Source organism: Nocardiopsis sp. iso_238 (assembly GCF_056173325.1).
Genome location: NZ_CM149668.1, coordinates 1,706,735 through 1,719,517 on the forward strand (window position 1 = coordinate 1,706,735; position 12,783 = coordinate 1,719,517).

The 12,783-nt window shown below is 67.7% G+C and carries 9 protein-coding genes and 1 riboswitch; of the genes, 4 read left to right on the forward strand and 5 right to left on the reverse strand.

From position 1 onward, the window contains the following. Nucleotides 1–112: 112 nt before the first annotated feature. Together AC0VYL_RS07585 and AC0VYL_RS07590 are read right to left on the reverse strand one after the other, a co-directional pair. A complete protein-coding gene (locus tag AC0VYL_RS07585) occupies nucleotides 113–1,042 on the reverse strand; it encodes an alpha/beta hydrolase (protein WP_475482700.1) in 930 nt (309 codons plus the stop codon). A gap of 241 nt (nucleotides 1,043–1,283) precedes the next feature. Further along, nucleotides 1,284–2,207 (reverse strand): universal stress protein, encoded by a 924-nt coding sequence (locus AC0VYL_RS07590; RefSeq protein ID WP_475462974.1) that lies wholly within the window; start codon nucleotides 2,205–2,207, stop codon nucleotides 1,284–1,286. Nucleotides 2,208–2,352: 145 nt separating this feature from the next. Between AC0VYL_RS07590 and AC0VYL_RS07595 the strand changes: the two genes are divergently transcribed. Continuing rightward, complete coding sequence (locus AC0VYL_RS07595; protein ID WP_475460684.1) at nucleotides 2,353–2,829, forward strand: nitroreductase/quinone reductase family protein; 477 nt, start codon at nucleotides 2,353–2,355, stop codon at nucleotides 2,827–2,829. Nucleotides 2,830–2,832: 3 nt separating this feature from the next. On the opposite strand, the gene tenA is transcribed toward AC0VYL_RS07595, so the two are convergent. After that, a complete protein-coding gene (gene tenA, locus AC0VYL_RS07600; protein WP_475482701.1) occupies nucleotides 2,833–3,486 on the reverse strand; it encodes a thiaminase II in 654 nt (217 codons plus the stop codon). Then, a riboswitch (TPP riboswitch) is annotated at nucleotides 3,476–3,574 on the reverse strand. (Overlaps the previous gene by 11 nt.) Nucleotides 3,575–3,801: 227 nt before the next feature. Between tenA and AC0VYL_RS07605 the strand changes: the two genes are divergently transcribed. The 3 genes from AC0VYL_RS07605 to AC0VYL_RS07615 all read left to right on the forward strand — a co-directional run bounded on the left by AC0VYL_RS07605 (nucleotide 3,802) and on the right by AC0VYL_RS07615 (nucleotide 6,797). Further along, nucleotides 3,802–4,446 carry an HNH endonuclease family protein gene (locus tag AC0VYL_RS07605; RefSeq protein ID WP_475460688.1) on the forward strand — a complete coding sequence of 215 codons (645 nt, stop codon included), beginning with the start codon at nucleotides 3,802–3,804 and terminating at the stop codon, nucleotides 4,444–4,446. A gap of 189 nt (nucleotides 4,447–4,635) precedes the next feature. Continuing rightward, entirely contained in the window at nucleotides 4,636–5,865 is a 1,230-nt protein-coding gene (locus AC0VYL_RS07610) for a hypothetical protein (protein ID WP_475482702.1), read from the forward strand. Continuing rightward, nucleotides 5,862–6,797, forward strand: a complete 936-nt coding sequence (locus AC0VYL_RS07615) for a carbohydrate kinase family protein (RefSeq protein ID WP_475482703.1) — start codon at nucleotides 5,862–5,864, stop codon at nucleotides 6,795–6,797. Before AC0VYL_RS07610 ends, AC0VYL_RS07615 begins: the two co-directional genes overlap by 4 nt. 1 nt (nucleotide 6,798) lies before the next feature. Here AC0VYL_RS07615 and AC0VYL_RS07620 read toward each other — a convergent pair whose 3' ends face one another. Both AC0VYL_RS07620 and AC0VYL_RS07625 read right to left on the reverse strand, forming a co-directional pair. After that, entirely contained in the window at nucleotides 6,799–8,919 is a 2,121-nt protein-coding gene (locus AC0VYL_RS07620; protein WP_475482704.1) for an ATP-binding protein, read from the reverse strand. Between the two features lie 558 nt (nucleotides 8,920–9,477). Beyond that, nucleotides 9,478–12,609 (reverse strand): AfsR/SARP family transcriptional regulator, encoded by a 3,132-nt coding sequence (locus AC0VYL_RS07625; RefSeq protein ID WP_475482705.1) that lies wholly within the window; start codon nucleotides 12,607–12,609, stop codon nucleotides 9,478–9,480. Between the last annotated feature and the right edge of the window lie 174 nt (nucleotides 12,610–12,783).

Genomic DNA, 12,783 nt, shown 5'->3' on the forward strand with positions numbered 1-12,783 from the left:
AAACGAGGAATTCTCCTGACCGGGATCGGCCAGGAGAATTCACTCAACGTCCCCTGTCTCGCCGTCATTCAATGATGTATTGGGACCATTTCGCGAGGGAACGGGGAGGTGTTCACCCGAACGCCGCCCGCAGCACCGCGACCTGCTCGCGGCGGAACTCCCGGACCACCTCCGCGTGGGGAAGGTACGTGTCGAACCCGTGAAAGGCCCCCGGGACCACGGTGGTCGCGCAGGGGACTCCGGTCGCGCGCAGGCGCTCGGCGTAGGCGAGGTCCTCGTCGTGGAACAGGTCCAGGGTGCCCACCCCGATCCAGGCCGGGGGCAGACCGGACAGGTCCTCACGGCGTGCCGGGGCCGCGTAGGGCGAGAGCTCCGCACCTCCGGGTTCGGCGCCGAGGTACGACCGCCAGGCGTACCGGTTGCTGGCCGCGGACCACATGCGCACGCCGCGTTCGTCCAGGTCGGTGCGGAGCGCGGTGCGGTCGTCGAGCATCGGGTAGACGAGCAGCTGGAACAGCGGTCGGGGTCCGCCCCGGTCCAGGCACATCTGGGCCAGGGCCGCCGTGATGCCACCACCCGCGCTGGCGCCGCCGATCGCCACGCGGTCGGGGTCGATCCCCAGCGGTCCGGCCCGATCCGCCATCCAGGAGAGCGCCGCGTGGGCGTCCTCGACCGGCGCCGGGGCGGTGTGCTGGGGGGCCTTGCGGTAGCGGAGCGCCACCACGGTGGCGCCCAGTTCGCGGGCGAACTCGACGCTGCCCCTCTCGTCCTGGACCGGGCTGCCGAACAGGTACCCGCCGCCATGGCTCCACAGCAGCGCGGGGGAGGGGCCCTCCAGGGACCGGGGCCGGTAGACCCGGAGGCTGAGCGGCGGCGCGCCCTCGGGCCCCGGCACCGTGTGCTCCTCGACGAGAAGATCGGACGGAGTCCGGACCGGCCGCATGCGTTCGGTGAGCCGCTGCGCCAGACGCGCCGTGCGGGGGCCGAACGTCGGTGTGGGCAGGAAGCGGGCAGGGGCCAGGTCGGGGTGGAGCTGGGGCATCGGGTTCCTCGGGTGACGGGGGAGGGGCGAGGGAACGGCGGTGCGCCGCCGACCGTGCCCGGCCGAGCCGGGGCGTTCGTGCCGAGGTCCCATGGTGGTCACCCCAGGGGGTGTGGTCCGGGTGTCGGTGCGTTCCTTCACTGGAGGGAACTACTCCGGGCCCGGAGTAGTTCCCGGGCCCGGGGGGCGTCACACCAGTTGGGAGCGGGTTCACACTGACCGGCGAGTGCTCCGTACCGGGTCAGCGGGGACGGGGGCGCCTCGGCAGGACCGCGACCGGGACGGTCGCCGCGTGCAGCACGCCCTGGCTCACGGAGCCCAGGAGCAGGCCGCGCACGCTGCCCCGTCCACGGGAGCCCACGACGATCAGGTCCGCCGCCGTACCCGCCTCCACGATGGCCTCGGAGGCCTCCCGCCCGCCACGCACCACGGAGACGGCCACCCCCTCGGTCCCGTCGTCCACGACCCGGGCCAGCATCTCCGACACCAACTCCTGCGCCCTCCGGTCCAACAGTTCGTCCGGCGGGTACCACTCGCCCTCGTCCAGGAAACGGGAGTCGAGCGGCAACGGGACCTGCCAGCTGTGCACCGCCACCACCGAACCGCCCTCCACCAGCGAGGCCTCCCGCAGAGCGAAGGCCAGCGCGCGCCGGGAGTCGTCGGACCCGTCCACCCCCACCACGATCCGGCGCGGCGGGACCGCGGGATTCTCCGCCCCGGTCCCGGGCACCACGACCACGGGGCACTCCGCCCGGGACGCCAGCCGGACGCTCACCGAGGCGTCCAGCACCGACCGCGCCGCGCCCAGTCCGCGCGAACCCACCACCGCGAGGTCGTCCGGGCCCGTCCGCCGCGCCAGAGCGGCGCCCGGCTCCTCCAACGCCAGGACCTCCTCCACGGGAACCCCTGGGTGGCGCCCGCGCACGTGGGCTCCGGCCTCGGCCAGGATCCGGCGGCCGTGGTCGGAGACCTCCTCGGGGGGCGGGAAGCGGGTGGTCCCCGCGTAGAGGGAGGTCACCAACGGCATCGCCAGGGCGTACACCACGTGCAGCGGCCACCCGCGCCGGTCGGCCTCCGCGGCCGCCCAGAGCAGGGCCCACGAGGCGGTGGGCGACCCGTCGATCCCCACCACCACCTTCGGCGCGACCAGCCCGTCCTCCACCATCGACAGCCCCCTCCGGCAGCGTCCGCGCACGTCACGGCTCTGCCTGGAGTCTTCCACCCGCCCAGCGCGGATCCCAGTCCGTGAGGCGTGTCGCCGCGGGTCACCGTGGAGTGCGGGCCGCCCCCAGCACGGCTACGATGCGCACATGGGCCTGCTCACACCCCTGGCCGTACGGATCGGGGCCCTCGCGTGGACACCGCGACTCCTGCCCCAGATCACCTGGCTGGACCGGAACCTGTACCGCCTCAGCCGAGGGCGCCTCGGTCTGCTCGACCTCGCCGGGCTGCCCAACACCGTGCTCACCGTCAGGGGCCGTAAGAGCGGCCAACCGCGTCGCACACCCCTGCTGTGCGTCCCCGACGGCACGGACCACCTGGTGGCCGGATCGGCCTTCGGTGCCGACTCCACCCCCGCGTGGGCGCTCAACCTGAGGGCCGCGCGCACGGCCGAGATCGGCGGGGCGGGGCGGGGGGTGACCGTCCGGGCCGAGGAACTCACCGGGGCGCCCCGGGACCGGGCCTGGGCACGTCTGTGCGGGGTCTGGCCCAACTTCGCCCTCTACCAGCGGCGGACCGACCGGGTCATCCCCGTCTTCCGCCTCACCCCGGTCCCGGAGCGCTGAGCCTCAGCGCCGCCAGGCCTCCTGGCGCCAGGCCGCGTCCCAGAACATCCACTCGTAGGTGGTGGCCCTCCGGAACGCCTCACGCATCCGGGAGACCGTCGCCTCGCCCGCACCGGCGGCGAGCCGGTCCGCGATCGCCTTCACCTGCTCGGTGGACCGGGCGAACTCCTCGTCCCCGTAGGTGGCGATCCAGTCGCCGTAGGGGTGGTCACTGAGGTCCCCGGCCTTGGCCATGAGCCGTTCACCGACGTCGGTGTAGACCCAGAAGCACGGCAGGACCCCGGCCACGAGTTCGGGATAGCCCTGGGTGTGCGCCAGCGAAAGCACGTACGAGGTGTAGGCGGTACAGGTCGGGGACGGCTGGACGTCCTCCGCGACACTGCCCACGGTGCCCTCGTGCAGGGAGCTCTCCACCGCGATCGCGCCGTGCGCCGCCTTGGCGAAGAACGCGATCTCCTCGCTGGTGTCCGCCCTGGCGGCCGCCGTGGCCAGGGCACGCGCGTATCCGCGCAGGTACAGGGCGTCCTGGACCATGTAGTAGTCGAACCGTTCCCGGCTCAGGGTGCCGTCCCCGATCCCCTGGACGAACGGGAGGGCGTCGATGGCGTCCCGTGTCGACGCCGTCTCCTCCCACACGAGAGCACAGAAACCAGTCATGAGGCGATCCCTTCGCTAGCACGATCCAGAGCAGGTTCGACGGGTGTGATCTCAGCCCCGTGTGTCCGGGGCACCCCGTGCCTGTGCCGGACCCTACCGTTCGGCCCCGTACCGGACCGCCCTCGGGGAGCCCGTTACGGTCCGGAGTCCCAGGGTCGGGAGGGCCGACCGGAACCACACCCGCAAGGCCGGGCTTGTCCGTACTGGTCACGACCCGTCCCGCCGGTCTCGGGCGTATCGAGCGGTCGCGGGTTTGACTCGTGACCCCCAGGCACAGGACCTACACGTTCTGTGAACAACCTGGAAGGCCTTCGTATGCGCCCGCACCTGGCAGCCCTCGCCGCCATCCCACTCACCGCCGCTCTCCTGGCCCCCAGCCCCGCGTACGCCGCGCCCACGCCCCTGGCCGACGCGATCTCCGCCCTCACCGTCGCGGACGAGTCCCGTTCCGGCTACGACCGAAGCCTCTTCCCGCACTGGGTCGACGCCGACGGCAACGGATGCCACACCCGCGCGGAGGTCCTCATCGAGGAGGCCGAGACCGCGCCGGAGGTCGGGGACCGCTGCAGACTGACCGGGGGCGAGTGGCACTCCTACTACGACGGCCGCACCATCACCGAGGCCCGCTCCCTGGACATCGACCACATGGTCCCGCTGGCCGAGGCGTGGGACTCCGGGGCGTCCGAGTGGAGCACGAACCAGCGCCGGGACTTCGCCAACGACCTGGACGAGCCGGTGGCGCTCGTGGCCGTGAGCGCGGCCTCCAACCGGTCCAAGGCCGACCGGGACCCCGCCGAGTGGATGCCCCCGGCGGAGGAGGCGCACTGCCGGTACGTCACCGAGTGGACCACCGTGAAGACCCGCTGGAGCCTGTCGGTCGACGAGGCGGAGCTCGCCGCGCTGACGTCCGTCGCGGACACGTGCCCCGACGCGGTCGTGGAGACCACCCCGGCCCTCTAGCCCGGGGCTCGCACTGAACGGGATCGGCCGTGGTTCACGGCCGATCCCACCCGGACGCGACCTTCACCAGCGCGTTCAGGTGCTTGTCCAGTCCGTGTCCAACCGGGTGTCCAGCCCTCTGTCCAAGCAGGTCACGCACTCTCCCAGTAGCCGCCCACATCCGGTGGGCGGGACTCAGGGAGGCACAGAGTGCAGGAGTGGATACACACGCCGGTCGGGGTGGAACCGGAACGCTGGACGACCTGGCCGGACTGCCAGAGGGTCCTGGCCATCGCACACACGGTCGCTGACGCGCAGCGGCTCATGGACCCCATCGCCGTATTGGCCGCCGACCACCGTGTGCAGGTGGTGTTCACCATCGCCCCGCACGCCGTGTTCGGCGCGGGTGTCCAGGAATGGCTGGGCGCCATTGAGGCGGTGGTGGTGCCTTGGCAACAGGCGATCCGCACTCGCTTCGACCTGGCGTTGGCCACCAGTGTCAGCCGTGAGTTGGACCGTGTGCTCGCCCCGATCGTGCTTTTCGCGCACGGGGTGGGGTTCAACAAGCTCACCCCCGTCCCCGTCTACGGGCGCCAGGTGCTGAGCCGACAGCCCTACGGGCTGGCCCGTGAGGGTTTGGTCCGAGACGGACAGCTGGTCGCGGCTCGCCTGGCTCTGGCCCACACCCATGAGGGGACACGTCTCAGCCGGGTGTGTCCGGAAGCGGTGGGCAGCGCACGCGTGGTCGGCGACGCCGCCGTCGACCGGCTCCTGGAGTCGTTGCGCCAGCGCGATCGTTGCCGAAGCGAACTCGGGGTAGGCCCCACGGAAAGGCTAGTGGTGGCCACCTCCACCTGGGGCCCTTCCTCCCTGTTGGGATCCGGACGCGAGGCCCTGCGGCGGATCATGGACCAGTCCCGTGGGAACCAGTGCCGCGTGGCACTACTGATTCATCCCAACGTCTGGGCGGCTCACGGCACCTGGCAGGTGCACTCCTGGTTGCGGGCCTGGGTCGATGCAGGACTGATCGTCGTCCCAGCAACCGCCGAGTGGACCAGTGTCCTGGCCGCCGCTGACGCGGTGCTCGGCGATCACGGTTCGACCTCCCTGTACGCGACGCTCCTCTCGCGACCCGTTCTCCTGGACTCGCGCGGGGCGGGGGACGTCGACCCGGGCTCACCCATGGGCCGAGCATTTCGCTCCCTGCCCCGCGCCAGGGAGACCCTCCCGATCCTTGACCATCTTCTGCGCGAGCTCACGCAGGGAGAACAGGAAGCCCTGAGGTCACTCTCCCAGGAGGTCAGCTCCCACCCTGGTGGCTTCGCCCGGCGAACCCGGGCGATGCTCTACGAACTGTTGGACATCCCCGAACCCGACGAACCTGTGGCCATACGACCCCTGCGCTCGTTGTTCCTCGACATTCCGGGGAGGTCCCTGTGAGCACCGAACGCCGTATCGTCGTCGCCGGAGTCGCCAACCTGTGCACGGCCGCGACACTGGGCACCATCGATCTCACTGAGCCGCGGCGGCGCGTGGAGACCCAGAAGATGACCGCCGGAGTCAGTGGAGTCGGCGCCAATCTCGCTGTCACCCTGCGCCGTCTCGGCGATCGGGTGGACCTGTGCACCCTGGTCGGCCAGGATGTTCCCGGCCGGGCCATCCGGGCGGGACTGGAAGAGGAGGGTCTCTACGGCCCCGGATGTGTGGACACCCCCTCCTCGCCCCTGTCGATATGTCTCGTCAGCGAAGAGGGCCACCAACTCACCTCCACCTACCTGGACCGACTCAACGACGCGCTCTACCCGACCCAGGTGTTCCGTGACGTGGTCCAGGACGCGGACCTCGCGGTGTTGACCAACGTTGGCTTCTCGCGTCCCCTCATCGCCCACGCGCACAGTGCGGGAGTGCCGATCGCGGTCGACGTGCACCGCATCGCCGACATCCACCAGCCCGGACAGCGGGCGTGGCTGCACAGCGCCGACATCCTTTTCTGCTCACACGAGCGCCTGCCCTGCCCACCCGGGGAGTGGATCAGGGAGGTCTTCGAGACCTACCCCGGCTGTGCGATCGCCGGAGTGGGTCTCGGATCCGAAGGCGCGATGGTGGGGACCAGGGACGGGATGCTGATCAGCGCCCGCACTCCGCTCCCTCGGCCCCTGGCCAACACCGTCGGTGCGGGCGACACCCTCTTCGCCTCCTTCCTGCACGGATGGTTGGCCGCCGGCAACCCGGCACAGGCCCTGCACGACGCCGTTCTCCACGCGAGCTGGTTCGTCGGGGAGCTCTTCCCCAACACCGGACGTCTGGACTCCGACGAGCTGAGCGACCTGTCACGCACACACCCGGTCCACCTGTCCGTGGGCCGCTGGTGAACTATCCCAGCCCGTCCAGCCTCCTCTGGACCCTGCGACGGGCTGGGTCTCCCTCCGACAGCAACTCCAGGGCGTTCTCGTAGGCGGCTCTCGCAGCGGTGACCCCGCCCCGGTACTCGTTGATCTCCCCCAAGACCTCCCAGGCCTTTCCCTGGCCGGACACCGATCCGTGCGCGATCATCCCCTCCAGAGCGATCTCGGCCTCACCGTGGGCTCGATCAGGTTGGGACAGGGCCACGAGAACGGACCCGAGAGCGATCCGAACACGGGCCTGGTTGTAGGGGTCACCCGACAGAAGCGGCAGGGATCGCTCCAAGTACCCGAACGCCTTCTCGGGAGCCCGGGTGGCCAGGTGAGCGCGGCCGAGCATGAACAGGGTGATGGCCATGTTGTGCTCACCGCCAGCGATCTCGTCCGCCTCCAGCGCGTCCTGGAGGTAGTCGACGGAAGCCTGGAAGTCCTGGTTCTGGAAGGCCAGGATGCCGCGCCGCTGACGTGTCTGCGCCACTCGCTTCCACTCCCGTTTGCGCGACCAGATCTTCTCTGCGGCTTCCAGATCCACCATCGCTTCGTCGACGTTCCCCAAGTGGCTGTGGACCAGGGCTCGTTTGTTGAGCAACCGACCGAGTGCGGTGCGGTCGCCCAACCCCCGCGCGGCCAGGATGGCTGCCTCCCCGGATCGCAACCAGGTGAGAGCCTGGCCGTGGTGGAGGAAGAGCGGCCACAGTCCTTCGGTCAACCGCAAGGCGTCCTGGGGGTGGTCGTGTCGTGCCAGCTCGATCAGGTCGACCAGGTTGTCCTTCTCCGTGCGCAGCCATTGGGTGGCCTGCGCGGTATCGGTGAACGTGGGTGTGGCCTCTGATGCACGGGAACCGGCGTAGGGCCGCAGCACCGCGTCGGCCGCGACGGAGAGCCCGGCGAAGGTCCGCACGAGCCTTGTGACCGCTTGTTCCTTCGCCACGTCGTTCTCGTGTTCGGAAGCCTTCTCCCTGGCATGGAGGCGCAGGAGGTCGTGGAAGCGGTACCGGCCCGGGCCGTGCTCGATCAGGAGGTGCTGTTGTGCCAGATCTCGCAGCACTTCCTCACACACGGCACGGCTGTCATCCGTGACGCAGGAGGCGACCAGCGTGGTGATCTCGGGGCCGGGGTGCCAGGCGAGCCGATGGTAGGTGCGTGCCTCTCTGGTGGTCAGGGATTCGTAGGAGAGATCGAAAGCCCCTCGAAGCGACACCTCGACGCCAACCCGTTCTCCGATCGAGTTCAACCTTTCCAGGCGTTCCTGGGTCTCCTTCAGGTCCCGCGCGACCCGTGCCCAGGAGCTCCAGCGGTCGTTGCCCTCGGATATGGCCACGGCGCACAGGGCCACGGGCAGACCTCCACACATCCGCGCGATGTCACGCATCGCCGCCTGGTCCTCGTCATCCGGGACTGGTTCACCGCTCCTCCTGCTCAGGAGTTCGACCCCTTCGTCGGTGTCCAACGGGGAAACCCGCACGATCGTGCCTCCGTCCATTCGCAGTCCCATGAGGTTCACGCGGGAGGTCACCACCACCGTGTTCCCGGTCCCACCGGGAAGGAGGACTCGGGCCTGAGCGGCCGTGAAAGCGTCGTCCAGCAGGAGGGCCACGCGTGACTCCGCCGTAGCCGACCGCCACCAGGCGGCCCGAACCCCGATCTCGGTCGGTACCGACTTGGGGTCCATGCCCAGGGAGTGGAGTAGACCCTCCAACGCCTGGTTGGGGTCGGTCGGCTGTCCAGGGGAGAACCCCCGGAGGTCGACGAAGAAGTGGCCGTCCCCGGCCAGCTCTGGGTGGTCGTGCAGGAAACGTGTGGCCAGGGCCGACTTGCCCACGCCGGCCTGACCGGTGATCACGACAAGTGCGTTGCGCCTGTCGGTATGCGCTCGCGCCACCGCCGCCGCGATGCGCGCCTCCAGGGAGGTCCGTCGGACGAAGTCCGGGGGAGGGGAGGGGAGCTGCCGTGCTTCTGTCCGATGAGGAGAGCCTTCCAGGTGGATGCCGCCATGGACCGATCCGATCTGGAGGGCGGTTCCTTTGACCTCGCCGTGGATCCGGTTGCTCGTGTGGGGGTGCGGATGACTGGTCTGACGGAAGTGGTCCACGTTACTCCGTTGACAGTGGGGGATGGGTCCGTGATCAGGGTTCCGTTCTACTGATAATCCAGTGTCCTGCTGGTGGGATACCTGGGCAATCCCCGATAGGCCACTGTCCCCTGCAGCGCAAGGGAGATGCTCGTGCAGATACCTGGACGGTACAACTGAGGCCAGCGAATACGAGGTATCGAGCATGAAAAAAGCCCGCCGCTGAAAGCGGCGGGCGAGAGATTCTGACACATGCGCAGCTAGATGGTTCCACTCCCTGACGTCACGGGGGCGGACCAGATTACGGCCCAAGCAGCCACAGCGGCCACCGCAACGGCGGTGCGCATGTGTAGAGTGTTGAACTTCATTGCAATCCTTGCTGTGCTCCAGCGCCTGGGAGAGGAAGACTGGAGTCCGGTCGGTCGGAGCAATGAAAAGGGGCGCCGTGGGCATGCCCACGGCGCCCCGATCCAGTGCTAGGGGTGCCGCAACGCGGCCAGCTTGCAGCGACTCTGTCGCTCTGATGATGATCCTACAGAGACCGACCAATGGTTCGGACCAGAGCTTAGTCACCCAAAGTCAGACAAGTGCCTCCAAGAGTGATCGAACCAACGGGGCCTCGGGGGCGCCCATATCCTCGTACAGTGCGAGCGCTGCGGTGAGGTGCTCCTTCCCCTCGGCTGTGTGGTGGAGGCTTACGAGGCGCTGACCGAGAACATGCAGGGCATGGGCTCGTTCCTTGCGTAGGCCGTGCTGAGCCGCCACTACGGTCGCCTGCTCCAGGTAGTCGATTTCGGCGCTCTGACGACCGTACTCATGCTCGATCTCGGCCAAGCCATGAAGGGCGTCGAAGATCGTGGTTGGCTGAGAGAACCCGCGAAGAGCGAGGCTGTTCTCGAAGAATCGTCGTGCTTCCTCCTTCTGGTCTAGTAGAAGGTGGGCTGCTCCCATGTTGCACAGAGCGGTAGGTTTCGACCATGGATCATGAAACCGGTCGAGACAGGACAGGGCCTCCGACAGGCACTCGACCGCCTTCTCGGCCTGCTGTCGATGCAGGGATAGCTCGCCCAAGTTGGTCCAGGCGAATGCACATCGGCGATCATCTGACCTTATTCGTGCGGATTCAAGAACCGTCTCGCACAGCTCCCATGCCTCCCGGTGAAAGCCCAGTTGCTGGAGCGCTCCAGCGAGGTTCAGTTGTACGTCGGAAATGATCTGGGGATCTGGTGACCGTTCCAGTACTCGTAACACATCGCTCAGGTCAGCAACTGCCTCATGGAAGGAACTGGCGGAGAAGTGGCACAGGCCCCGGTGGCGGAGCGCGAACACGATCCCCTGAATGTTCCTTGAGGCCTCGAAGGTTTCCAGGGCGCTCTCAAGCTTGATCAGGCTCTGGTTGTAATGTCCCGAAACATAGTCGACCAACCCAAGCAGGGCATGTGCCCAAGCTTCTCCCAAGCGGTCGTCGATCCGGGTCCATCGTTCCTGTGCGGCGTGGAAGTTTCGGAGTGATCCCTGGATGTTGCCCGCCCGCAGGAGAGAACGACCGAGGTCGAAGTGGGATCGAGCTATTTCCACTGAGCCCTGATGGTCCCGAGACCAGGCCAGTGCGCGTTCATGGACAGCTGACGCCGTATGCCACGGGCCGTTGACATCCAGATACTCGGCGATCGCGTGTGCGAGTTCACTCACCGAGGGTTCGTGTCCCTGGTCAGGGAGTGAGTGGATCAAGGCAATCAGGTTCGGCAACTCAGTTCGGAACCACGCTTCCGCGCGATTCCTGTTCCATCCTGCGTCACGAGGCTGGGGATTCTGGTTTCCCAGACCGGGGCTATAGGGGTGCAGAGCCGAGTCAGCGGCTTCGGACCGAGTGAGGTAGGACTCGTACATGCGATCCAGTGCGGCCCGAACCCTGCCAGGGGAGAGCTCTCTCCTGACGGTGCTGGAAGCGTGGTCCTTCACGAGGGTGTGCATTCGAAACCGGTCGGGCTGATGTTCCTCGATCAGGCACGCGCTCACGAGCTCGGCCAGCGACTCCCGGGCGGCTGACTCGTCGACACTGATGAGAGCTGTCGCGATGGGTCCACTCATGATGCGTGTGGGGTGCAGGCCGAGATGGGAGAACGCTTGTCGTGCCTTCGTGCTCACCGATCGGAGCGCGAGGTCGAACACACGACCGAGATCCAGCTGGCCCACACGGAACGCGTCCAAGCCTCCGCCGCCCACAGACAGGCGTTCCAGGAGCGATCTCGTTGTCCAGGAGGGCTGGAGACGGAGCATGGTCGCGGTCAGGCGCATCGCAAGTGGTAGTCGGCCACAGCGTGTGATCACGTCCTGGAGAAGAGAGTCTTCCGCTGACAGCAGGCCCGGACGTCCGCTTGCCGCGGCAAACATCTCGGCGGATTCGACCAGGGAAGGAAGGCCCAGGGGCAGGTGCTCGGCTTCGTTGATCCCGGTGAGTTGAAAGCGGCTGGTGATCAGTACCGCGCACTGCTCTCCCGCGGGGAGCAGTGGAACGACCTGCTCTGCGCTGGCCGCGTCATCCAGGATGAGGAGCAGACGCATCGACCGCGTGTGTTCACGCCACAGCGCCACCTGCTCGGCAAGGGATTCGGGGATACGCTGCGCTGGGATCCGGAGCAGCCGAAGCAGTTCGGTGAGTGCTTCCGAAGGGGTCAGCGGAGCGAGGTGCCCGTGATTCCCACGCAGGTCCATGGTCAGACGGGCCTGGGGGAAGTCCTTCTTGACGTGGTGAGCGACGCGCATCGCCAGAGAGCTCTTGCCGACCCCGGCCATGCCGCTGACGGCCCACACGTTCGGAGAGGTCGATCCCCGGTCGCGTAACCGTGAGGTCAGAAGAGCCAGCTCGGGTTCGCGACCACGGAAGAGTTTCTGGTCCCTGTCCAGGTTGTCAAGAGGCGGGGGTGTGTCGAATTCCTTCTGTTTACCCCTGTTCCTGGGTTGGGGGAAAGGTTTCGTTGCGTGCAGGATCTCTTCGAGCTCCCGCTGTGTATCTTTGGAGGGATCGACTCCCAATTCCTCACTGAGCCGGTTCTTGAACCGTTGGTATACCACCAAAGCGTCTGCGGGTCGGCCCGCGGACCTGAGCGAACGCAGGACGAATCTGTGCAGCGCTTCGTTGGTGGGGTAGAGCATAAGCGCCCTGTCCAGGACGTCCAGCGCCTCGGAGGTTTCTCCGGAGTCGAGCGCCAGTTCGGCCCACTCGGCGAGGATCTCCTGGTGAGCCTGCTCCATCGTCTGGCGCATCCGTGTCGCCCACTGGCCCGGGAGCCCTGCGAGCGGGGTGTCCCTGCGTAGCTCCAGCGCTTCTCGTAGCAGAGCACGGGCTTGCGCGTGCTGTCCGCTGCGGCGGTGTGCGTGCGCGCGTTCCCGAAGGCTTCCCTGCCTTGCCCAATCGATGTTCTCTGGCTCGAACCTGATCCGGTAGCCGCTGTCTCCATGTGACAACACGGTTCGTTCTATGCCTGCCGTGTCCAGGCGCCGCCGAAGCCGAGTGATGTAGGTGTGCAGGGTGCTTCGATATGTGGGAGGAGGTGTGACCCAGAGTCTGCCCGCCAACTCCGAGGCTGGCAACGGAGTTCGGCCAGCGAGCGCGAGATAGGTCAGGAGCTCCCGCTCACGGCCGGAACCAAGGTCGACCAGCCTGTCGTTGAAGTACAGATGAACGTTGCCCAGAAGCTGTAGCCGCACAACTGAATCCTCACCGCGTGGAACCCCCTTCCCGAGGATCGCATATTAGTGTGCGTCAAGAAAGACTCCAGCCTCTTCTCTCTGGTGCCCTGGTTGGAAAGGGAAATGATCGCGAGATGATGCATGTGCACTTTCTCATTCGCGTTCGCGTGAATTGTTGTTCGTGTTTCGTGT